The 22354-nt window shown below is 54.4% G+C and carries 25 protein-coding genes and 1 riboswitch; of the genes, 15 read left to right on the top strand and 10 right to left on the bottom strand.

The features are described 5' to 3' along the window. The first annotated feature begins 1 nt into the window (after position 1). The 3 genes from QMQ05_RS01090 (at position 2) to QMQ05_RS01100 (ending at position 2101) form a co-directional block, all read left to right on the top strand. Positions 2-418, top strand: a complete 417-nt coding sequence (locus QMQ05_RS01090) for a DUF3151 domain-containing protein (protein ID WP_345472276.1) — start codon at positions 2-4, stop codon at positions 416-418. A 184-nt stretch (positions 419-602) separates the two neighbouring features. Further along, positions 603-1115 carry a DUF4956 domain-containing protein gene (locus QMQ05_RS01095; RefSeq protein ID WP_345472278.1) on the top strand — a complete coding sequence of 171 codons (513 nt, stop codon included), beginning with the start codon at positions 603-605 and terminating at the stop codon, positions 1113-1115. Between the two features lie 167 nt (positions 1116-1282). Continuing rightward, positions 1283-2101 (top strand): polyphosphate polymerase domain-containing protein, encoded by an 819-nt coding sequence (locus QMQ05_RS01100; protein WP_345472280.1) that lies wholly within the window; start codon positions 1283-1285, stop codon positions 2099-2101. 17 nt (positions 2102-2118) lie between these two features. On the opposite strand, the gene QMQ05_RS01105 is transcribed toward QMQ05_RS01100, so the two are convergent. The 4 genes from QMQ05_RS01105 to QMQ05_RS01120 form a co-directional block, all read right to left on the bottom strand. Continuing rightward, entirely contained in the window at positions 2119-2787 is a 669-nt protein-coding gene (locus tag QMQ05_RS01105; RefSeq protein ID WP_334121012.1) for a response regulator transcription factor, read from the bottom strand. Continuing rightward, complete coding sequence (locus QMQ05_RS01110; RefSeq protein ID WP_345472284.1) at positions 2784-4232, bottom strand: sensor histidine kinase; 1449 nt, start codon at positions 4230-4232, stop codon at positions 2784-2786. Before QMQ05_RS01110 ends, QMQ05_RS01105 begins: the two co-directional genes overlap by 4 nt. Beyond that, positions 4225-4638: a hypothetical protein gene (locus tag QMQ05_RS01115; protein WP_345472286.1), complete on the bottom strand. Its 414-nt coding sequence runs from the start codon at positions 4636-4638 to the stop codon at positions 4225-4227. The genes QMQ05_RS01110 and QMQ05_RS01115 overlap by 8 nt, the downstream gene beginning before the upstream one ends. Positions 4639-4720: 82 nt before the next feature. Continuing rightward, positions 4721-5206, bottom strand: coding sequence for an Lrp/AsnC family transcriptional regulator (locus QMQ05_RS01120; protein WP_345472288.1), 486 nt, complete (start codon positions 5204-5206; stop codon positions 4721-4723). A 104-nt stretch (positions 5207-5310) separates the two neighbouring features. Between QMQ05_RS01120 and kynU the strand changes: the two genes are divergently transcribed. Beyond that, positions 5311-6591 carry a kynureninase gene (gene kynU / locus QMQ05_RS01125; protein WP_345472290.1) on the top strand — a complete coding sequence of 427 codons (1281 nt, stop codon included), beginning with the start codon at positions 5311-5313 and terminating at the stop codon, positions 6589-6591. Positions 6592-6713: 122 nt separating this feature from the next. Then, positions 6714-8108: an amino acid permease gene (locus tag QMQ05_RS01130; RefSeq protein WP_345472291.1), complete on the top strand. Its 1395-nt coding sequence runs from the start codon at positions 6714-6716 to the stop codon at positions 8106-8108. On the opposite strand, the gene QMQ05_RS01135 is transcribed toward QMQ05_RS01130, so the two are convergent. Beyond that, entirely contained in the window at positions 8105-8392 is a 288-nt protein-coding gene (locus tag QMQ05_RS01135; RefSeq protein WP_345472293.1) for a hypothetical protein, read from the bottom strand. The two genes, QMQ05_RS01130 and QMQ05_RS01135, sit on opposite strands and share 4 nt — an antisense overlap. A 20-nt stretch (positions 8393-8412) precedes the next feature. Next, a riboswitch (SAM riboswitch) is annotated at positions 8413-8558 on the bottom strand. A 178-nt stretch (positions 8559-8736) separates the two neighbouring features. Between QMQ05_RS01135 and QMQ05_RS01140 the strand changes: the two genes are divergently transcribed. Both QMQ05_RS01140 and QMQ05_RS01145 read left to right on the top strand, forming a co-directional pair. After that, positions 8737-9360, top strand: a complete 624-nt coding sequence (locus QMQ05_RS01140) for a thymidine kinase (RefSeq protein ID WP_345472295.1) — start codon at positions 8737-8739, stop codon at positions 9358-9360. A gap of 585 nt (positions 9361-9945) precedes the next feature. Beyond that, on the top strand, positions 9946-10134 hold the full coding sequence (locus tag QMQ05_RS01145; RefSeq protein WP_334121021.1) for a hypothetical protein: 189 nt from the start codon (positions 9946-9948) through the stop codon (positions 10132-10134). Between the two features lie 124 nt (positions 10135-10258). On the opposite strand, the gene QMQ05_RS01150 is transcribed toward QMQ05_RS01145, so the two are convergent. Beyond that, positions 10259-10792 carry a TetR/AcrR family transcriptional regulator gene (locus tag QMQ05_RS01150; RefSeq protein ID WP_334121022.1) on the bottom strand — a complete coding sequence of 178 codons (534 nt, stop codon included), beginning with the start codon at positions 10790-10792 and terminating at the stop codon, positions 10259-10261. 40 nt (positions 10793-10832) lie between these two features. Further along, positions 10833-11579, bottom strand: coding sequence for a gamma-glutamyl-gamma-aminobutyrate hydrolase family protein (locus QMQ05_RS01155; RefSeq protein WP_334121023.1), 747 nt, complete (start codon positions 11577-11579; stop codon positions 10833-10835). A gap of 376 nt (positions 11580-11955) precedes the next feature. Between QMQ05_RS01155 and QMQ05_RS01160 the strand changes: the two genes are divergently transcribed. From QMQ05_RS01160 to QMQ05_RS01180, 5 genes are all read left to right on the top strand, one after another. Further along, complete coding sequence (locus QMQ05_RS01160; protein ID WP_345472299.1) at positions 11956-13194, top strand: ammonium transporter; 1239 nt, start codon at positions 11956-11958, stop codon at positions 13192-13194. A 24-nt stretch (positions 13195-13218) separates the two neighbouring features. After that, positions 13219-13566 carry a P-II family nitrogen regulator gene (locus tag QMQ05_RS01165; protein ID WP_058256064.1) on the top strand — a complete coding sequence of 116 codons (348 nt, stop codon included), beginning with the start codon at positions 13219-13221 and terminating at the stop codon, positions 13564-13566. A 38-nt stretch (positions 13567-13604) separates the two neighbouring features. Next, entirely contained in the window at positions 13605-14735 is a 1131-nt protein-coding gene (locus tag QMQ05_RS01170) for a tyramine oxidase subunit B (protein ID WP_345472302.1), read from the top strand. Positions 14736-15035: 300 nt separating this feature from the next. Further along, positions 15036-15602 carry a hypothetical protein gene (locus tag QMQ05_RS01175; RefSeq protein WP_345472304.1) on the top strand — a complete coding sequence of 189 codons (567 nt, stop codon included), beginning with the start codon at positions 15036-15038 and terminating at the stop codon, positions 15600-15602. Between the two features lie 84 nt (positions 15603-15686). Continuing rightward, the gene (locus tag QMQ05_RS01180) at positions 15687-15911 is read left to right on the top strand and encodes a hypothetical protein (RefSeq protein ID WP_345472306.1); all 225 of its coding nucleotides are present in this window, start codon (positions 15687-15689) and stop codon (positions 15909-15911) included. Between the two features lie 181 nt (positions 15912-16092). Here the strand turns inward: QMQ05_RS01180 and QMQ05_RS01185 are convergent, their stop codons facing one another. Together QMQ05_RS01185 and QMQ05_RS01190 are read right to left on the bottom strand one after the other, a co-directional pair. Continuing rightward, positions 16093-17331: an allantoate amidohydrolase gene (locus tag QMQ05_RS01185; RefSeq protein WP_345472308.1), complete on the bottom strand. Its 1239-nt coding sequence runs from the start codon at positions 17329-17331 to the stop codon at positions 16093-16095. Positions 17332-17364: 33 nt separating this feature from the next. Beyond that, positions 17365-18531 carry an FAD-dependent oxidoreductase gene (locus QMQ05_RS01190; RefSeq protein ID WP_345472310.1) on the bottom strand — a complete coding sequence of 389 codons (1167 nt, stop codon included), beginning with the start codon at positions 18529-18531 and terminating at the stop codon, positions 17365-17367. 117 nt (positions 18532-18648) lie between these two features. Here QMQ05_RS01190 and QMQ05_RS01195 point away from each other — a divergent pair, with 117 nt between their 5' ends. The 3 genes from QMQ05_RS01195 (at position 18649) to QMQ05_RS01205 (ending at position 21164) form a co-directional block, all read left to right on the top strand. Further along, the gene (locus QMQ05_RS01195; protein ID WP_345472311.1) at positions 18649-19530 is read left to right on the top strand and encodes a LysR substrate-binding domain-containing protein; all 882 of its coding nucleotides are present in this window, start codon (positions 18649-18651) and stop codon (positions 19528-19530) included. 66 nt (positions 19531-19596) lie between these two features. Continuing rightward, positions 19597-20166: a TetR/AcrR family transcriptional regulator gene (locus QMQ05_RS01200; protein ID WP_345472313.1), complete on the top strand. Its 570-nt coding sequence runs from the start codon at positions 19597-19599 to the stop codon at positions 20164-20166. Beyond that, complete coding sequence (locus QMQ05_RS01205; RefSeq protein ID WP_345472315.1) at positions 20163-21164, top strand: DMT family transporter; 1002 nt, start codon at positions 20163-20165, stop codon at positions 21162-21164. The genes QMQ05_RS01200 and QMQ05_RS01205 overlap by 4 nt, the downstream gene beginning before the upstream one ends. Here the strand turns inward: QMQ05_RS01205 and QMQ05_RS01210 are convergent. After that, a complete protein-coding gene (locus QMQ05_RS01210) occupies positions 21085-22353 on the bottom strand; it encodes an FAD-binding protein (protein ID WP_345472317.1) in 1269 nt (422 codons plus the stop codon). The two genes, QMQ05_RS01205 and QMQ05_RS01210, sit on opposite strands and share 80 nt — an antisense overlap. Position 22354: the final 1 nt, after the last annotated feature.

The following is a 22354-nucleotide window of genomic DNA, read 5'->3' on the forward strand; positions in this document are numbered from 1 at the left end:
TATGGTCGGCGAAAACCTGCTGGGCATTCCAGAAACCCTGCTCCCCGAAGAATCTGAGGTCCTAGCCCGCCTTGAAGCTGGCGATGAGCCAGTGGATTTGGCAGCTAAGTTCCCTTCCTCTTCTTTGGTGTGGGCACTGCTGGCCGATGAAGCGCACGGTGAAGGTCGCACCGTGGAGTCTTACGCGTTTGCTCGTGTGGGCTACCACCGCGGTCTGGACACGTTGCGTAAAGCCGGATGGCGTGGACAGGGTCCAGTTCCTTGGAGCCATGAGCCTAACCGCGGCTTCCTACGCTCGCTCTATGCGCTGGGCCGTGCGGCCGCAGCCATCGGTGAGGCTGAAGAAGTGGATCGCATTGGAAAGTTCCTGAACGATTCGGATGCTTCGGCCAAGGCTGAAATCGAAGCTGGCAAGTAAGTCAGCATCAATACCGCACAACGGCGGCTCGTCTCATTTTGAGGCGGGCCGCCGTTTGCCGTAGGTGGGGACATCGGTTGGAAAGATGAACGCATTCTCATCTGGTTCTACTTCTCTCTTCATTTCATTTACCTAAAGTTCACTTAGAAGGGATCATCGCTTCACACTTTAGAGAGGGATAAGAATGTTGTCGTTCTGGACAGGACTAGCATCAAACATCGTTGGCATCACCGTGTTGGTGTACTTCGTCTACTTTCGTCGTCACTTCCGACGAGACCTAGTACTTGCCTACATCGCGTTGAGCATGGGGATCTTCGCCGTAACGCTGCTGCTCTCTGGCAGCGGGGCGGGTATGGGGTTGGGCTTAGGACTCTTCGGCATCCTTTCCATCATTCGTCTTCGCTCGGACACTCTGACACAAGAAGAAGTAGCCTACTACTTCATTTCTTTGGCCATAGGTTTGGTCAACGGATTACACCCAGAGCCTGCCTGGCTGGCCCCTTCGGCCACCGCAGCATTGGTACTGGTGATGTTCTTGGCGGATCACCCTAGCTTCGCCCCACGCACTGAACGTCAGACGGTCACCTTGGAAAGGCCTACCCGAAGACAACAGACCTACATGCTGCGCTCGAAGAACTATTGGATGCCAAAATTCTTCGCACGGTGGTGGTTGAACTGGACATGGTCCGTGACCTGACCATCGTCGATGTCCGCTTCCGCACTCACGCTGGCGCATCAAGCAAGGCGGAAAGCATCGAGAATCATGCAGAGAACTACACGGGTACCTACGAACTGGCCAAAGACCAAAGACTAAGTCAAAATTCTTCGAGGCAACATGGGACCAAGCAGGAGACGTGGTCCTAAATGTCTACGTTGGATAGCCTCACGCAAGCTGAGGATTCGGCAATGGCCCGTGCGGCCCTAGAAGACGCGGTGGCCGACCGTGAACCAATCAGTTTGAAAGAGGTTGTTTCCGAAGCTGCACTTCAGACGCGTGTTGATAAGAAATTCTTGCTGACCCCGGAGCAGTTCACTCAGTTATCAGAACGTCTAGGGAAGAAATTCAAGATCATGCAGATTGATGCTCGACGGATCTTTCGGTATGAATCTGTGTATTTTGATACCGAAGATTTTGACCAATATCGGGCGCACCGGCAGGGACGCCACAGACGTTATAAGGTCCGTTCAAGGACCTACGCGGATACTGGGCTGCCGATGTTTGAGATCAAGACCAAGGGTTTGCGGGGAGCAACGGTGAAACACCGAATCCAACAGCGACTCAACCATGCTGGGGAGTTGACCGACGACAATCTTGAATTTCTGAGTACAGTTTTGGACAGTGAATACGGGCAACAAGTCCCAGAACTACAGCCGGTGCTCGAAAGTGCCTATACAAGAGCGACCTTCGTTAATCCCGTCGATTCCGAACGACTAACCTGTGACGTTGAGCTGGAATACGCAAACGATCAACGACGCATCAGCGGTCCGGACCTCATCGTTGTTGAAACGAAGTCAGCTGATGGTCGAGGGGCCTCGGACAGGGCCCTGGCAGATCTAGGCATTCGAGAAGTGTCGATGTCGAAGTATTGCATCGGTGTGGCATTACTGAATCCACAACTTCCTGCCAACCGGTGGAGTAGGTTGTTGCAACAACGCTTTGTCCCAGAAGTGGGGGTGAGCTAGGGCGTGGCTCCGGCTAGCTATTTGACGGCAGCTAGCCGGTAGCCGAACCCTCGGACAGTCTCGAAACGCGAGGAGCCGAGCTTGTTGCGAAGGTAACGGACATAAACGTCAACGACGTTTGAACCGGGATCAAAATCGTAGCCCCAAACCCGTGAGAGTAATTGCTCACGGCTCAGCACCTGGCCAGGATTGCGTAGGAAGGCTTCGGCTAACGCGAATTCACGGGCAGATAAATCTACCTCGACCGAATCAACGGTGACTCTTCGGCGAAGTAGGTCCATGTGCAGGTTCTCATGAGACAGGGAAGAGACTTCCGGGGTGCTGTCGTCGGTGCGTAACCGCAGCCGGACTCGGGCAAGCAGCTCATCAAAATGGAAGGGCTTGGCCATGTAGTCATCGGCACCATTTTGCAATCCTGCAACCGTATCTTCAACGCTCCCGCGTGCGGTCAGAATAATGACCGGGGTGGTAATTTGGGCAGCCCGCAATCTGCGTAAGACCGAGAAACCGTCTTCATCTGGTAAACCCAGATCCAAGATGATTAACTCGTGTTCCCCATTGAGAGCTTGAGTGAACCCATCGTGGCCACTTTCAGCGATGGAAGAAGTCAACCCAGCAGCACGCAGGCCTTTGGCTACGAAAGAGCTAATACGAGGTTCATCTTCTACGATTAATATTTGGCTCATGCTTCCTTGCTTCCCGTTGCTAGTGGCAAATCAATGTAGAACGTGGAACCTTGATCGGGTTCCGAGCTTACCCAGACACGTCCTCCGTGCGTCTCTGCGATGGCCTGCACAATGGCCAGGCCCAGTCCGGAACCGGAAGAGCGCGCCGAATTCTGTCCTCGTCCAAAGCGCTCAAAGATGCGGTCGAGGTCATCTGAGTGGATCCCTGCGCCGGCATCAGCAACCCACCAACGTAGGGTCGTCTCCCCATTAGCGTCGCGTAGAATCTCGTTGCCCAAAGCAATGCGGCTTTCATCTTCAGAGAATTTCACGGCATTGGCGCAGAGCTGCAACATGGCCTGGGTCAGGCGCATGGGATCCAACCTGACGGTTGCTTCGGCTCGGTAGTCAATGCGCCACTGACGTTGTCCCAGACCACGTGCCTTATCCAGGATGTCGTCAAGAAGCTTGCCCACCTGGACTGGTTCAGTCTGTAGGAAATCCGTGCGGTTGGACTTGGCAAGAGTCACCAGATCATTGATCAGTACAGACATCCGGTTCAACTCGTCCATTGCGATATCTCGGCTCTGCTGCACATCCTGAGGGTCATGAGGATCCATCAGCTCTAGGTGGCCATTAATGATGGTCACTGGTGTGCGAAGCTCATGCCCCACATCGTCTAGCAACTGACGTTGAGAACTTAAGGCACCGTCGAGACGATCCAACATTTCATTAACCGTCACAGTCAGATCAGCGAATTCGTCGTTTCCGGAGACTTCAATGCGTTGCGAAACGTCGGTCTCGGAGATCTGTTGCGCCGTAGTTTGCAGTTTGCGGATCGGCTCCAACATTCTGCCCACAATCAGCCATGCTGCCAGGGCCGCCACGAGCATGACCGAGGCTCCGACGGCAATATAGATCATGAAGTTCCGGTCATTGGCGACTGCCTCGGCAGAGTAGTCATACGCCAAGACGAAGGAGCCACGCTCATGGTCGGCGGGTAAGCTCACCGGAACTACCACTGCGCGGTAGGTGGTGACCTCAGTTTTTACCGTGCCGATACGGATACGATTACTGTCTTGAACTTGGAAAGCCCACGCGGTGAATTCCGGATCGTCTTCTAACCTGGTGCCTACGATATCCGGCGCGGTCCACCGTACCTTGTCACCCACTAAGGCGAGCATGCCTTGCTTTGGGGAGGGCAGGGTGCGTTGCATGGCGATATACAACAAGTCTTCGGCATGGGTAAAAGACTTTGTAGTTTGGGGATCAACTCCGGTTTCCGTGAGTACCTTGAATTCTTTAACGGAACGAGAAAGGGACTCGTCCAGCCTTTCACTGAGTTCGAGTCGTTGTACTGCAAAGCTGGCAGTACCGGCAGCCACCAGCGCCAAACCGACCAGAAGCAGCATTCCGGTGAGCACTCGAGCACGAATTGACCACCGCCGCTCGGGCGCCTTAGTCATCGTCATCTAGTTCGTCGGCCTCATCATCGTCATCAAGCTCATCATCATCATCGTCGTCATCGTAGGTATGAGTACCCGAGGGTGGCAACGGAGTGACGGTCTTTTTAGGTGGGGCAGTGCGCGACGGTGTTGGCGTTGCTGTTTTTGGCGGAGTGCTGGTTTCTTCAGCGGGGGTCGGGCTAGCAGTTGCTTCTGCAGTTTTGGATCCCGAGGTACTTGGTGACTGTGTCGGCCGATTAGGTATACCGCTGGTCGGAGAGGGCGGAACTTCTTTGAAAGTAAACCCCTCACCAAGATCTTGATCCGAGGGACCACCTAAGACACGGCTGACTCCGACCACGGCTAAACAGAGGACCGCTATGACAGCCAGTGAAGCCATAACGCGGCGCAATGTTTCCTTTCCCATGCTTCTCATTGTTCCGGATACACATGAGATCCAGATGAGAGACGCGAGTCGGAACGTGTGGAGCCAAATTTAGAGCAAGCGCTTAGCTCAGATGCTCAAAAATGATTGCCGTTTGGGTTGAAGAGAACGCCCGGTTGGCCCCCAAGTGGGTAGCAACAAATGTGCGTAGATCTTCGATGCTTCTGGTGGCTACCCGGACCAACAAATCAGGTGATCCGCCGAGTACGAAGACTTCTTTGACCTCTGGAAGTTGCTGCAGAGACTTTGCTGAAGCGAGCAGACGGTCACGTGCAGAAGGCGAGACCAATATAGAAACCATCGCATTAACCGACACACCGAGCAGTTTCTCATTGATGGCCGCGTGATAACCGGTGATGACTCCGGCGGTGTGAAGAGCCTTGACGCGCCCTAGACAGGTGGATGGCGCGACGCCGACTTTGCTCGCGAGAACATTGTTCGGGATTCTGCCGTCCTTGCTCAGTTCTGAGAGGATCGCTAGGTCAGTGTCATCAACGCGAATTGGATTCGGAACGGCATCGCCTTGCACTTCCCAGAGAGAATTTTCCACGAAAATTTCACCTCATTCTTTAAGTAAGTTCAGATTTGCTCGCTTGGTTTTGTATTTGATTCTACGCTGACTACAGCGTGGAGAACTGAAATCTTAGGAGCAAAATGTCTACCGAACTGACTCGTCAATCCTTGGCCCAGTTGGATCAGGCCGATCCCTTGACCGCTTTTGCAGATCGGTTCATTCTGCCCGAGGACACCATTTACCTTGACGGGAACTCGCTCGGAGCTCTACCGAAGGGTGCCGCCAAACGCGCAGCCCAAGTAGTGAGCGAAGAATGGGGACAGGGACTAATCCGTTCGTGGAACACCGCCGGCTGGTTTGAATTGCCACTGAAGCTGGGCGATAAACTCGGTCGCTTACTGGGTGGAAAACCGAATGAAACCGCCATTACCGACACCACCACGCTGAACCTCTTCAAAGCCTTGGCTTCAGCATTGCGCACGCAAAAGGCCGATGGCCCGAATCGTCGAGTGATCCTGACCGAACGCGATAATTTCCCTACCGACATTTACATTGCTGAGGGATTGGCCGATCTGGTCAACTCGTTGTCAACGGAAACCGGCGTCGACTACGAAGTAAAGCTGATTGACGACGAAGCTTCACTTCGCGAAGCCTTGGATGACAGCGTAGCCGTCGTCGCGCTGTCACATGTGAACTACCGGACCGGTTCCATGTGGAACATGGATGAAATCACCGCAGCAATCCACGATGCTGGTGCACTGGTGATCTGGGATCTGGCTCATGCCGCCGGGGCAGTACCGGTCGACCTGAATGCAGCCAATGCAGACTATGCCGTGGGCTGCACCTACAAGTACCTGAATGGTGGACCAGGCTCACCGGCCTTCATCTGGGTCAACGAGCGTCATCACGAACGCTTCTGGCAGCCACTTTCGGGATGGTGGTCGCACAACAAGCCATTCGAAATGTCGCAGAGCTATACCCCGGCCAACGATATCCGCCGATTCATGTGCGGTACTCAGCCCATGACTTCCCTGTCCATGGTGGAGGTGGGACTGGATATCGCGTTAGAGGCAGATATGGCTCAGGTGCGCGCCAAGTCCCTGGAACTAGTAGACCTGTTCATTGAACTAGTGGAGACGCGGTGCGACGGCTATGGGCTAGAACTGGTGACACCGCGTGAGCACGCAGCACGAGGCAGCCATGTGAGCTTCCGCCATGAGCACGGTTACGAAATCATCGCGGCCTTGATCGACCAGGGCGTGATTGGCGATTACCGCGAACCGGAAGTCCTGCGCTTTGGCATCACCCCGCTGTACCTCACCCGCACCGATATCTGGGATGCAGTGGAGAAACTGCGTGAAATTCTGCACACCAACGCGTGGCAACGTGAAGAGTACTCCGTACGAAATGCCGTGACCTAACCGGTAAAACAGAAACAAACCCTACCAATAGCGTCACCTCTGGTCTGATGTGGCCAGAGTACGCTTATACGCAGCACGGCATGTTTTGATGCCGTGCTGTTCGTATGAGGTTTAGGGGAATATTGTTGGGCAAACAGCCGGTACGCGCCACTGACGTCGGGTCGGGCCTGAAGAAAACACTGACTCCGGCACAGATGTCCATGATCGCCCTGGGCAGTGCCATCGGCACCGGACTTTTTGCTGGCAGTAAGCTGGCCATCATGATGGCAGGGCCATCGGTCATCCTCAGTTACGTGATCGGTGGCGTGGTGGCGTTACTGGTGATGGGTGCGCTCGCCGAGATGACGGTCAAACAACCGGTGGCGGGATCTTTCGGCGTTTACGCCGAACGTTATCTTGGTCGCTTTGCCGGTTACCTCACCAAGTATCTTTATTGGTCGGCGCTGATTTTTGCGGTAGGTACCGAAGTCAGTGCGGTGGGCGAATACATGCAGTATTGGTTCCCACAAATTTCGGGCCTTTGGTGGGTGGGCATTTTCTCTGCCGTCCTTCTGGCAGTGAATTTTTCCAGCGTGAAAGTTTTCGGAACCACGGAATACTGGTTCTCGGCGATCAAGGTTTTTGCGGTTCTTGCCTTCATTATCATTGCGCTGTGGCTGGTCTTCCACAATCCGCACGATCAGTTTGGGGTGCATAACTACAGCGCAGAGGGTGGTTTCTTCGCCAACGGACTATTCGGTACGTGGAGTGCGGTGATCGTAGCGATCTTCTCTTATATGGGCATTGAGGCCATCTCGATCGCAGCTGCTGAAGCCCATAATCCGAAACTTGCGGTGCGCAAGGCCTTCAAGGTTTCTTTCCTGAGACTCTTGCTGTTTTACGTATTCACCATGGCGCTGATCCTGGCTGTAGCTCCAACCAGCGAATTGATCTCCGGCGGTTCACCTTTTGTGACCGTGATGTCCCAGGTAGGTATTCCTTTTGCTGATTCAGTGCTGAATTTTGTATTGATCATTGCTGCGCTATCGGCCATGAATGCCCAGCTGTATGCCGCTACTCGGATGCTGCATTCCCTGGCTGATGCAGGTCACGCACCACACATGGCACATCGAACTAACCGCGCAGGAGCACCGGTCCATGCGGTATGGATGTCCGCCGGAGGTATCGCCGTGGCTGCGATTGTTTACGCGCTGGTGCCTGAGGGCGGGTTTGGCATCATGCTATCCCTAGCAACCTTTGGCGCCTTGGCTACCTGGCTCATGATCTTGTTGACCCATGTGTCTTTCAGGCGCAAAGTAAAGCAGGATCACGAGAGCCTAGAATTCAAGCTATTCGGGTATCCAGCAGCATCAATTGTTGGAGCGCTCCTGCTTGCCGCGCTGCTGGTGACCTCATTCTTTGTACCTCAATTCAAGTACACGCTGATTTTCGGAGTGCCCTTCGTTGCAGTGATGTCGCTACTGTACTGGCTGGTTTTCGCTACCAAGAAGCAGCACTCTGGCAAGGACACCGTTTAGGGGTGGCGTAATCGGAAGAAGGACGTTCCAGCAATTTCGTGGGCCCGAGGAACCAACAGGATTTTCAGGTGTGCGTTGAATTCTGCGTCGTTGACGGTTGCCGGATCTAAAACCTTATCCAACAGTTCTGGCTGTTCTGGTTCTAGATTCCACAGCTGTCCGTCAGCTGCAATGGTCAATTGACCGGTGGTGCGATCTTTCCAAAAGCGTGCGCTGATCCAGTCTGAGCTGAAGCGTGCAGAATTTTGGGGGAGTGCTAGTGGTTCTTGGGTAGAGCTTTGCATGGCAGCTAGGACCTTTTCACTTGTTGTTCTTGCCTGTGACGCTCTTGCATCCGAGGCCGCTTCTTCATCCGAACCACCCGCCGTACAACTGTGGGGTTGGTGTCTGATCAGTCGGAGCTTTGCTGAAACCACCATTTGGTGGTGTCAGCGATCAGAACTCGTGAAGTTGATTTCATGCTACAAAAACTTTGATGGGGGCTCAACGTTTTTCCTATGTCATGCAATGTGAGTTCATCTTTGCTTAGTGTTACCCGGCGTTGGTTGGCAGAGGAGAAACTGCACCGGCACTAAGATCGTAGGGTGCCAACTAGTTGGCTGACGCAAAGATTCTTCAAGGAGCGATAGTGGCCAAATTGTATTTCCGCTACGGTGCAATGAACTCTGGCAAGTCCACGAGTTTGCTTCAGGCTGCTTTTAACTATGAAGAACGTGGCCAGCGAATCCTTTTGGCTAAACCCGGCATTGATACCAAGGGTGAAAACTCGATTGTTTCACGGCTGGGGATCGAGCGTATTGTCGATTTCACCATCAGCCCCGAGGATAACGTTCGCGAGCAATTCGCCGTACAAAGTTCGGGAGATGACCCAGAAGCGCTAGTGACTCACGTGGATGCACCACCTGTGGCGTGCCTTTTGGTGGATGAAGCGCAATTCCTGACCCGCGAGCAGGTCGATGATCTTTTGCGCATCGCCGTATTGGATAACGTGCCGGTGCTGGCCTACGGAATCCGCACAGATTTCCGCACGCACGCATTCCCTGGTTCAGCTCGTCTAATGGAGCTTTCCCACTCTTTGGAAGAGCTGAAGACCATTTGCCGGTGCGGACGCAAGGCCATGTTTAATACCCGGCGGATTGGTGACACCGTAGTTTTTGATGGTGATCAGGTTGCCATCGATGGCGAAGACGTTTGGTACGAATCGCTGTGCGCCTCGTGCTACCTCGAAGCTTCCGGCGGAAAACTGAGCTAGTTCGCTATTATCCCCAAGTCACGAATCGATCACATCGATTACCTAATGACGAATCGTGTGCCAGACTCGGTACATGAGGATTCCGGTTGGGTTATCTATGGCCGCTATAGCCTTGCTGATGCTTTCTGCATGCGCGGGATTGATGCCGGATGGACAGCACGGATCTCAAGATATATTCGAAAGATCCAGAAATTCCGATCGGGCGCCGTCGGCTTTCCACGATGATGTTCCACGTGATTCTTGTGGCGAACTAACCCTTACTCAGGGGGAACAGATAGCGGCTGAAGCTCTTGACTGCATGGACGCTGCAGTAGGTAAGCGCAATGTCGAGTTGGCTGTTTCATCGCCAACTACTGAAGGGGAGCCGATCATAGTGTTTTACCGTACGAGTACGAATTCCGACGGTGTTGAGATTTTCGTCAACGGCGAGTACGACAAATTCGGTTCCAGGGACTGGTCTCATTCCGTGTGCCCAAAAACGATGACCCGCGTAGCCCTTGAGGGGTGCCAGGACTAATAACTTCCTGATGCAGCTCACCGCAAACCAATCATTAGAACCGTGAATAAGTCGAAGGAAACCAAAAATTGATCGCAGCTTCAGTAATTAGTTTGATCTTGGCCCTATTGTTCATCGGTGTATTCGAATGGGAACGTCAGGACAGAAAGAAAACCGGTTCCAAAGAGGACAAGTTCTTTGGCAATTGGGCGCTTGTAGCCTTCTGGATCTGCGCATTTTTCTTTGTGGTTTTTGCCCTTGGAGCGCTGAACGAGTGACCCGAGTGGTGGAATCACCCTTGGATTATTCGTTCGATGTTCGATACAGCTAGCTCATCGCGGATGCTTGAGATAGCGAAACCCCTTGTACGGCGGCAGTCGTCGAGACCGCGTAACTGATTTGTTAGTTAACCAGTCCAGCAACAGCACGTTGTAGAGCCCAGTCGAATCCGTCGGATATCGGTGAATCAACATCCAATTGCACTAGGTTCTGACGGAAGGCGACAGAGCCCAGAATGTGGTTGAGCAGGAGTTGCTGACCGTGGCGAGCATTCTCGGAAGACAGCCCGGCAGCTTCCAGTAGCTCACGCAATTGCAGTACCGGGGCCAACTCGGTGGCCTGCATGGCCGTGGCAACCTCAATGACTTCGGGGCTGTCCTGGATAGGCAACAATGCTAGGTACAAATTTCGGGCTAGCTGAAGGATGGCGTCAGCAGGTGCGTTGAATTCTTCGGCTTTGACCGAGAGCTGCGGGGTGTTCAGTAGCTTGGCTGCCACCTGGGCGAGCAATTCCTGCTTATTCTTCACATGCCAGTAAAGAGCACCAACTTGAACATCAAGTTCCTTGGCCAAGCGACGCATCGACAAGTCAGCTAACCCGAACTGTTGCAGGATGTCGACCGCGGTATCCACGACCGTTAACTGAGTCAATGCCATATAAACAAGTCTAGCCTCAGGCGCATTAACTCTCTTGTTGTTAGCCGTTGATGAGTTCTGAAACTGATCCTGAAATTTGCGTGCACTGTCCCTGTAGCCGGTTGATCAGCGTTCGGAGCTGAGTGGAGGCAGTGAGTGGGTGTTCTGGATGCCATTGCACGCCCGTGACCGGCGCAGACTCGTGAACGACGGCTTCAATGATGTCATCGGTGGACATGGCCGCGATCTGCAGACCCTCACCCAGCTCATGAATTGCCTGGTGGTGCGTGCACTTGTGGCTCTCCTTAGCCGACAGGTCCTCTGCAAGCTCGGCAGTGATCGAATCGAACCGGGTATCCATAAAGGGATCGTTGCCTGTGCCGCGATGGGCATCGGCATTATCTAGATGCTGGATCAGGGTGCCGCCCAATGCAACGTTGATCAGTTGCAGGCCACGACAAATTCCAAGCAGTGGGGTCTTGGTCGTGATGGCATGTTGAATGGCGGCTATCTGGTTTCGGTCCGAAGCTACCTCGTGATGGCCCGCGCCAGGGTAGGACAAGGAACCTGCATAAAGTGATGGTTCAACATCTTCCCCGCCCATGATCAGCACAGCATCTGAAGCATCCACAATTTGGAGCATCTGCTCGATACTCAAATCATTGCACGGAATCAGCGATGCATTGTGTCCGGCATCGATGATCTGACCGATCGTATTCTCGTTGAGCTCATCAAGTTCATTCTGGAATTGTGGGTTGTGGGCACGGGACTCGCGAATGTGCAGGACCGTGAATTCTAAAGGTGCCAAGACCAGCTCCAACTGTTGCATTCGGGTCTGAAGAACTGACCCGTGAAGGTTGATATGACTCATCCTATGGGGTTCGGATTTCTGAGTTGAATCAGAGATGTTTCCTACTTATTTCTACAAGTTCATCTATAGCGACTCGCTAATAAAGCCACGTCGGAACCTAATAATTGCCATTCAGATTATCGGTGGTGGCTTGTTTGGCCAACAATAAGTCAGCTGATGACCGGCCTTTTACAAAGAATTCACACGAGCGATATTTGGCCTGTGAAATGAAACATTGCGTTGCTTATTGGAAACGGATCGGAAAGCGAAGCGGAATGTTGCGTCGATAGTTTGATGTTGCTCGCAAACACAAACTTCGAAAGGGGCGCCCATCATGGAAGCCGCTGACATGGCATGGCTCCTGGCGGCATTCGCCATGGTCCTGCTGATGTTCCCAGGACTGGCAATGCTCTACGGTGGCATGCTTAACGGACGCAACGTCCTCAACATGATGCTGATGGTGCTCAGTGCACTGGCTGTGACCGGCGTTGTCTACGTCGTTATCGGCCACGGATTGGTGCTCGGTGATTCGCTTGGGGGCGCAGGCATCATCGGTAATCCCTTCGAGTACTCTTTCTTCTCCGACTTCATGACCGACGATGATGCAGGCGGAACCTTCTGGGGTGCGTTCTACATTCTCTTCGCCGCCATTTCCGTGGCACTGGTGGCCTCCGGCGCTGCCGGCCGTATGAAGTTCGGCGCGTGGCTGGTCTTCGTGGCTTTGTGGATCATCCTGGTCTACTGCCCACTGGGACACTGGGTCTTCGCACTTGATAATCCAGAAACTGGCACGGTGGGTGGCTGGATGCGCAACAAGTTGGGCTTCCACGACTTCGCTGGTGGCACCGCGGTACACATGAACGCTGGTGCTGCAGGCTTGGCACTGGCCGTGGTCTTGGGCAAGCGCAAGATGAGCCCAGGACGTCCACATAACTTGCCGCTCATGATGATCGGCGTGGGTTTGATCGCTACTGGTTGGATGGGGTTCAACGGCGGCACCGCCGGTGGCGCGAACTTCATGGCTCAGTACGTCATTCTCACCACTTTGCTGGCCCTGTGTGGTGGCATGCTGGGGTTCATCACGATTGAACGTATTCGTGATGGGCATGCCACCATGCTGGGTTTGGGTACCGGTGCTATCGCCGGAATGGTTGGCATCACCCCGGTAGCCGACGCGGTAGGGCCGATCGGGGCTCTGATGGTGGGCTTCCTTGCCGCAGCTGCGGCTGCGTGGGCCATTACTTGGAAGCGTCGTCACCAGATTGATGACTCGCTGGATGTCTTTGCAGTGCACGGCATTGCCGGTATTACCGGCTCGCTGTTTGCGACCTTCTTCGCGAATCCGCAGGCTCCGGGCGACATGGCTGGCATCTTCTTTGGTGGAGATTTCGCTGAGTTGGGTCACGAGCTGATCGCGATTGCCGCCACCTTGGTTTACAGCTTCACGATGACTTTCATCATCGCCTGGGTGATGAACAAGATTTCTCCAATCCGTGTCAGCGAAGCGGAAGAAGAGGCTGGGTTGGACAATTCCATTCATGCCGAATCCGCCTATGACAGCCGTCAATTCTAGCGGCCTGCACAGAAAGGCTCTGCCATGAAACTTATTACCGCAGTGATCAAGCCCATCAGGCTCGAATCCCTCTGTTCCGCATTGGAGAAGGCCGGCTTCTCGGGGGTGACCGCCACCGAAGTTCAGGGGCGTGGCGCCCAGGGCGGGCGTACCGAGTACTACCGCGGACAAGAATTCTCCGTCATGTTCCGGACCAAGATCCGGTTGGAACTTTTGGTCTCAGAATCAGATTTGGAACGTGCACTGGAGATTATTCTCAGCACCGCAAAAACCGGTGAGAACGGGGAAATCGGCGACGGGAAGGTCTGGGTTTCCTCTTTGGAACAGATCATTCGCGTACGTACCGGTGAAACCGGCGAATCAGCCATCTAAGTTTGAACGTTTAGCAGAATCCAATGAAGGAGCTCCATATGACTACTATCAATTTCCGCTACCTCAGCGAACAGGACATGATCGCCGCAGGTGTCACCGACATCGCCCGTTGCACCGACGTGATGGAAGAAGCGCTCATCCTGTTGCGCAACGGGGACTATCGGATGGCCGGAGAGAACGGCAACTCGCACGGCGCGATGATCACGTTCCCGCAGACCCCAGTCCATGAAGGTATGCCAAGTGATGGTCCGGACCGTCGTTTCATGGCCATGCCGGCCTACCTCGGTGGCCGCTTCGGGACCACGGGCGTGAAGTGGTACGGCTCGAACACGGAGAACCGCGCCAAAGGTCAGCCGCGTTCCATTCACCTATTTACCCTGAACGACACCGACACCGGTGCACCGATGGCAGTAATGAGCGCGAACCTACTCAGCGCGTACCGCACCGGAGCTGTTCCTGGCGTGGGCGTGAAACACCTGGCCAAGCAGGATGCCAAGGTTGCTGCTGTGGTTGGTCCTGGCGTCATCGCCAAGTCAGTCATTGATGCCACGCTGTCGCTGCGTCCGAGCATCGATACGGTGACTATCAAGGGCCGCTCGGCCAAAGGCGTGGAAACATTCGCCAACTATGTCAAAGAGAACTTCCCACAGGTGACTTCGGTGGTAGCTGCCGAAACCGTTGAAGAAGCGATCAAGGATGCGGATGTCATCATGGCGACCACCAGCACCGACATCAAGGGTTCCGAGGCTTTCCCCTACTTCCCAACTGCCGCGATCAAGCCGGGTGCACTCTTGCTACTGCCTGCGGCTGCTCGCTTTGATGATGATTTTGTTATCAACGATGCTCGCCTCATCTTGGACGCTCGTGGCCTGTACGATGCATGGGCTGAGGAATATGGAACCCAGGCATACCAGCTTCTGGGAATTCCGGGCACCCACTTCCACGACTTGATGCGTGAGGGGAAACTGCCAGAATCCAAGCTCGAAGAGATCGCGGATGTTGCCACTGGCAAGATTCCGGCTCGCCGCAACGATGAGGAAATCATCCTTTACTCGGTGGGTGGCATGCCGATTGAAGACGTGGCCTGGGCTACCGATTTGTACCAGTCGGCCGAGGAGAAGAATATCGGCCAGGTATTGAACCTGTGGGAGACCCCGGTCCTCGCATAATGACTTAGGTCCGGAGAACCGGACCTTGATAAACGTGGATCCCCGAAAAGCGGAGTGTGGCCGCCTTTTCGGGGATCTGCCATTTCTGTCTTAAGTCGCCTGAACTCTTGGTGCTAGCGCGGGGTATGGAATCGTACATGCGGCGAAAGGGCGTTTAGCCCGTCCAACGTGACGTCACAGTAGTGCATTTTCATAGGATTGTCGTCTTTATTATTGAAAATTTAGTGATGACTCCCGAAGGTTGCCCGTTTTGACGCTGGCCGTTTGACTAGACTATTTGCAACATGTGAGCATTCAATAATGTTAATAAAAGCATCCAAAGTTTTAACTGCTTGCTTTGAGATTGTTGGATTGAGTATCACTAGTCTGACAGCAATCGCTGCCCCTTCATTCGCGGCTTCATCGTCAAGTAAACAGAAGGTGGATGCTGCCCGTGAAATTGAGGAGACTGTGTCAGCTACTCTCGAATTCACCAGCACTCGCAATGGTCGAGTATATTTCGACGTTGAGAATGCGGAAGCTGTTGGTGCGGAACCATCGGTCATTGAGATAGGTCGATTACTGAACCAATACAGCGCAAGTCAAGCAAGTCCATCAGGTAATATCGCTACACGCGCAGGTATGCCGATTTGGGGAAACTGGTGTGGACCCGGTCATGGTGGAGGCATTGCCGTAGATACCCTCGACTCGCTATGTCGGACACACGACAAGTGCTACGGATCCCGCGGCTATTTCGCCTGTTCTTGCGACCGTGCACTTGTGTCAGGCATCCAGAAAAATGCATACAAAATGGGTGCAAAACAACGTGCGATGGCTAGTGCCGTCAGCGTTTATTTCACCTATTCCTTTTGCAACCCGTTCAAATAATCAACCAGATCCAAGAAGGCGAAATTGCTTATGAGTACGGTATCAAAGAAGAAGATGGCGCCATGTCCGAGATGGACCATGATCATGTTGGGTCTTGTAGTAGTGTCCATGCTGGCACTGGTTGATTGGAAAAATACGGGAGTCGCAAAGCCCTTTTGGATGTTCTTCCTGCCAATGGCATTCGGCGTGGCAGGTAGCGTCGTCGCGGTCTCGAAAAAAGCCTACGGGTGGGCCCTTATTTCAGCGATCTTCGGTATCGTTGCCATTCAGATCATGAATGTCGTGATCACGCTTCTCCAAGGTCCGTAAGTTATCTGTTCCAACCTGTGAGGATGCGTACCATGATTTCGTCGACAGCCGGTGTGACTTGCATCGGCTGTCGACGTCCCCTATTTACGTATCCTGACGCCAAGGAATCCGATTTCTTGCTATTGAGGATAAACGGACCTCAGGTTCGATTGACCTCGAAATTCTTCACTTAATAACTCGGCTACCCCAACAAGGATGACAAGGCATCTGCCAAAGCCGCAGCACCTAACTCCGCGTCAGCATCTTCTACATATTCCTCAGGGGAGTGGGAGATTCCACTGGGGTTGCGAACAAAGATCATGGCCGTGGGTACGTGTCCGGCCAGCACTCCAGCATCGTGGCCCGCCCCGGTGTCAAGTATCGGAGCGTTGGGTAGTGCCAGTCCAAGTTGCCCTGAAAGCTTTGCATCAAAACTCACCGTTGGGCTCAGCGACTCCTGAGAGAATTCCAGCACACAGCCTTCCTCAGCCGCAATGAGCTGCGCAGCGTCGTGAATCTCTTGAACCACAGCGGCGGTGACCGCGTCATCTGGATGACGCACGTCTAACCAGTAATCCACGCGCGAGGCGATGACGTTGGTTCCGCCTGGCACCGGTTGTAAACGGCCCACGGTAGCTCGGGCGTTATCCCGCGCTCGGGCAATGTGCTGCACCGCGGCGATGCTCCGGGCCGCGGCGACCATCGGGTCTTTGCGGTCGGACATGAGTGTGGTTCCTGCGTGGTTACCCTGTCCACTCATGCTTAGCTTCCAGCGGCCGTGGCCGAGAATTGACCCGCCAATAGCCACGGGGTGATCGAGACCTGCCAGACCGAGTCCCTGTTCCACGTGCAACTCGACAAAAACCCCAATCTGTCCCAAGCGACGGCGATCTGGGCCGATGTAGCGCGGATCAAGTCCGTTCTTGATGGCAACGTCGGCAAAGCTGTTGCCGTCGGGATCTTTCAGGTTCAATGCCTTATTTCGGTCGATGGCTCCCGTCAGCAGGCGCGAACCTAAACAAGCCACGCCAAATCGGGAGCCTTCTTCCTCCGGGAAAACCACGATCGCCATGGCGCGAGTGCGCACGAGATTGCGTGATCGCATCAAATCTAAGGCAATCAGTGCGCTGGCTACGCCCAAAGGACCGTCGAAGGGTCCGCCACCGGGAACTGAATCTAGATGGCTGCCGGTGACAACGGCGTTGGTGCGGATTCCGGTAGGCAGATCCCACCATGCCCACAGCGCGCCATTACCGTCTTCCTCAACGCTCAGTTGTCGCTTCGTGGCTTGTTCTATGAACCAGGTGCGCAAATCAATTTCGGCGCTGGAATACACCGGGCGGGAGTAGCCACCCCGCAATTGGTCTTGACCGGTGCCGGCAATGCTGGACATGAGCTCGGTGACGGTTGTGGTGGGTAGGCCTAGGGGGATGTTGAGCATGCGATTCTCCGACTCGTTTTTCTGTTCGGTGTTCTAGGCCATGACTTTGGCGTGAGAGGCGAGTCGGAAGAGCTCCGGGGTTTCGCGCGCTCCGGTGGCAAGATCCGCTGCGAGTGTGCCGAGCAAGGGTCCGAACTTCGCCCCATGTCCGGAGCAGGGCGAAAGGATGGTGATGCCATCAGCTTCGTCCATGATGAAATCTTCGGTTGGAGTTGAGCTGAAGATGCAGGTGGTTTCGGCGTAGGGAGTGGGTTCAAGGCCGGGCAGGTACTTTTTCACGTACTCGATGACGCGTTCGCGGTTGGCTGGGTCAATCTGGCCATTTTGTTGACTGGCCGTATCCATGCGACGTCCGGCCATGTATTCGGCAACCTTCTGCCCGCGGAAGTTGGCATCGCGCCCGCCCGGGAGACCGTAGGACTTAAAGGCAGGATCTTTGTGAATATAGGTCGGCCATGCCTGGATCGCCTCAGGGTTTTGGTCCCGGTAAGGGAAGTGGTAGGCATTCTCTTGGTAAACATCCATTGTGGGAACGCTGCGTACGAAGCCAGTGGGTAGTGGCAAGTTACCCAATATTTCTGGCAACCAACCGCCTGCTGCCACGATGATTTTTGATGCTAAATAGGTGCGCCCATCTGTGGAAATGACCTTGTATCCAGTGGCTGTTTTTTCCACGGAAGCGACTGGCCATTGTGTTTCTACCTGGGCCCCGTGGGCCTTGGCCTGCGCCACCATTGCCTGAACGGTGCGTTCTGCATCCAGCACTCCGGCACCTGGGTGCCAGAGGACTTCGGTATCAAAGTTGATTCCGTTAAAACGGCTTCGTGCTTCAGCCGCGGAGAGTAACTCGTGTTCCACTCCTGCGTTCTCGAGAATTCCTGCGAGTTGACGAGGGTTGCGCAAGGGGCCGTAGTCCGCAGAGCCGCAAGGGTTGATGAGCTGGCTACCGCTGGCTTCTTCAAGCTCATCCCATGCTTTACCTGCCTGAACCACCAGATCGGTGTAGAGCTGGTTGGGGTAGGCGTAACGGAAGATGCGCGCTGAACCATGTGAACTGGCATCATCCGCTGCAGGGACTTTGCGCTCAAGCAGGGCAACTTCGTGTCCGCGCTGGGCCAGTCGCCATGCTGCCGAAGAACCGGCAAGGCCTGCTCCAATAACGACATATTCTGCGGAAGGTGACTGGGATGAAGTGCTCATGGTTTGCTCCTGGTTTGGGCATTTGTGTTGTTCTACCTCTAGTAACCCATGATTATTATTAAGCCGTCCAATACATTTTTCATCGACATTATTAGCTTTTATGCAAAAATAGGGTGCATGGAACTACGCCACCTCCACTACTTCCTTGTTGTTGCTGAGCATTTGCACTTCGGCCGAGCGGCCGAAGAACTTCGCATGTCTCAACCGCCACTGACCGTGGCCGTGAAAAAACTAGAGCAAGAGTTGGGCGTACAACTTTTTGACCGTACGACCCGTAGCGTGATCCTCACTCCGGCAGGTCGAATGTACCTAGATCGCATTAAGCCATTGCTGGCAGATTTGGAGAAGGCTAACCAAGAACTTACCGAAGCGGGACTGGGGCTACGCGGTCGACTCAACGTCGGATTCGTGAGCTCCGCGAGCTATGCCACGATGCCCTCGGCATTGCGTCGGTTTCGCGAACTGAGGCCCAATGTGGAGCTGGTGCTGCACCCGCTGACAACGGATGAGCAGATTGAAAGACTCCTGGAAAACAATCTTGACCTCGGAATTCTGCGCGACCCAACGCGTGTTCCGGGGGTTGAGCTGCAAGAAATTCATGCGGAACCGCTGGTGGTGGCACTTCCAGCTGGCCACCGGCTAAGTGCAAACGAGCAGATTGCTACGGAAGATTTGGCTGATGAGGATTTTGTCCTCTTCCCTTATAAGTACATGAGTGGTTTCTATTCTTTGGTGCACTCATTATTTGATGGGCGTACCCCACCGCGGATCGTGGAGCGGGCTATTCATCAGGAGACCATTCTTGGGCTTGTTGCTGCAGGGTTGGGTGTATCAATCTTGCCTGCCTCGGTGTCACGTTTTCAGATGCCTGAAGTGTCGTTCCACCCGTTGGTCGGCGAGCCAAAGACCAGACTCTATGCGGGCATGGGTGCCTCAAATCCAGCGGCTCAAACATTTTTGCAATGCCTGCTTGAGGCGGAGCTTCACGCTCGAAATTAACTAGACAGATCGGTATAACTTACATAGCCTCTTAACTTAGACAGATCAGTCTAGTTTGGAGTTCTCATGCCACCTCGTATCACTGCCCGCACCAAACTGCTGGACGCAGCCGCCCAGCTCTTTTATGCCGAGGGGATCTCGGCTACCGGGATCGATGCGGTGATCGCCAAGGCCGGCGTGGCCAAAATGAGTCTCTATAACAACTTCGAATCCAAAACCGGTTTGGTGATGGCCTATCTGGAAGCGCGACACCAAGAATGGTTAGGGCTTTATCAAGCGCGCCTAGAAAAGGCAGGTGACGGTGCCGGTGGTGTACTTGCCGTGGTGGACGCCTACATTGATCACGCCGAAGCTGGCTATGAGCATGGTTTCCGTGGTTGTGGACTGCTCAACGCCGCTGCTGAATTACCCGCAGGGGACCCCGGGCGTTCCATCGTTGCCGCTCACAAACTCCAAGTAGAACAGTTGCTTGCCGGTCATCTGGCATCCCTGACGACGAAAAAACAGGCCGAAGCGCTGGCCGGACAAATATCTTTCCTCCTCGAAGGTGCAATTTCGCGTGCCGGCTTAGAAGGAAATAGTACGTTGCTTTTGCGCGCACGGGCAATGATCAGTGACATGGTTGAAGCACTGTGAGCGGTAAAGACCAAGGCGGTATGGGCGGTGCCATTGGCCTCTTGCTGATAGCCTCCATTCTCTGGGGGACTACCGGCACTGTGGCCGCTCAAGCACCCGAGGTATCGCCTCTTGCTATTGGCGCAGCTTCCCTGGGAATCGGTGGATTGTTGCAGTGCGTTGTCGGAGCGCGCTCGGTGTGGGGCCACCGCAATGCACTGGTCAAAAACAAGGGCATGGTGTTGTTTGGTGGGGTAAACGTCATGATTTATCCACTGGCCTTCTACAGCTCAATGTCCTTAGGTGGAGTTGCGCTGGGCACCGTGATCTCCTTGGGCACGGCGCCACTTTTTTCTGGCATTCTCGAACGCGTCGCCGACGGCGCGCGGTTGACGGTGCGTTGGTACTTCGCAGCAGCCTTAGGAATTCTGGGTAGTACCTTGCTGGGGTTCTCCCGTGCTACGGAAGCCAGCGGTAGTGGCTCTGGGGTAGTGGCAGGATGCTTGCTTGGGCTTGTCGCAGGCGCCAGTTATGCCCGCTATTCATGGGCTACCGGACGATTGATGCAGGTGGGAATTGCCCGACAAAGCGCAGTGGGTTCTGTCTTTGGAGTTGGTGGCCTGTTACTGATGCCGGTGTTGTTCTTCACCGGAGCTCCATTGCTATCCAGCGCGCAGAACTTGATGGTGGCCGGCTACCTCGCATTGGTCCCAATGTTCCTAGGCTATCTCTGCTTTGGGATAGCCCTGGTTAAGGTGCCGGCGAGTACCGCCACCACCGTGACCCTGAGTGAACCCGCCGTTGCTGCTGCACTGGCCGTTGGGCTGCTCAATGAACGGTTGGGTGTCATGGGGTGGATAGGCATGGCACTGATTGCGGCGGCGCTTCTGATCCTCATGGTACGAAATCCACGGAATGAACGGGTCTTAGCTTCGGTTGCTACGCACCAAATACCTTGCGATCAAGGAACTCATTGCGGAATTTGCCAGCCGGATCCAAACGCTGAGTTAGCTCGATGAAATCGGTGAACTTCGGATACAGCGCCTCCAACTCGGTCGCAGTGGCAGCAAAGAGCTTGCCCCAGTGCGGACGAGCCGAGAAAGGTGCCAGGACAGACTCAATCTCTGGCAAAATCGCTTCGACCGCTGGCTGTTGTGGCTTCCACGTAAAGTGCAGCGCAATGCCATCGCGTCCATAGTTGCCGCTGAGCCACAACTGATCGGCAGCGATAGTGCGAACTTCAGCCACCAGCAGTAACGGCGTGATGACTGAAGACAATTCACGCATCGCGGTAATTGCCTGCACCGCATATTCACGGGGAACCAGATATTCGGTCTGCAGTTCAGCCCCGGCGCTAGGCATAAAATCCATGCGGAAATGGGAGAGCCGATCCGACCAAGGTCCGGCCACGCCAAGCTGTTCGCTGCAGATCACACCATCGGCTCCGGGAAGTGGGTGCATTGCGGTGCTGGCAGGGAATCCTCCAAACCGACCCTGGTCAATATCATCATTCGGGGCATCGCCCACACGACGTTTGAGCCAGGTTTGGCCAATCAGCTCGCCACTCCAGTCGGTGAACAAGCTGACACTGTAGGCGGAAGCCTGAACAGTATCAAAGTCCTTCAACACCTTCTCCCAGGACAGCTGCTCATACACCGTCTGTTGCACCGCAAAGCTTGGCACAATATCCAAAGTCAGATGCGTGATCACACCTAATGCGCCAAGAGAGACGACATAGCCGTTGAACTCTGGATCGCTTCGATCAACGGAAAGCTGTGAACCATCGGCCAGCACGAGCTCAACGGCACTGACGGCGGTAGCCAGATTGCCATGAGCTTTGCCCGAACCGTGGGTGCCGGTGGATACCGCACCGGCCACCGAAATATGTGGCAGGGAAGCGAGGTTATGCAGCGCAAAGCCAGCAGTATGCAGTGCATCGGCCAGAGCTCCGTAGGTGATTCCACCGCTGACGCGCACACTCATGGCCTGATCATCAATCTCAATGACTTCAGGCATCTTGCTCAAGCAGATCAGCGTTTGGCTGGTATCGGCAATGTCATTAAAAGAATGGCGAGAGCCCAAGACCCGCACCTTGCTGGCGGTGCGAACTTGTTCTTGTAATTGCTCAACGCTGGTGGGGTACAACAATTCAATGGCCCGGTATTCAAGGTTTCCGGCCCAGTTAAGTTCTTTGGTCTCTAGCTTCACG

Origin of the sequence: Glutamicibacter sp. B1 (assembly GCF_039602135.1) — a bacterium.
Taxonomy (GTDB): Bacteria; Actinomycetota; Actinomycetes; order Actinomycetales; family Micrococcaceae; genus Glutamicibacter; species Glutamicibacter ectropisis.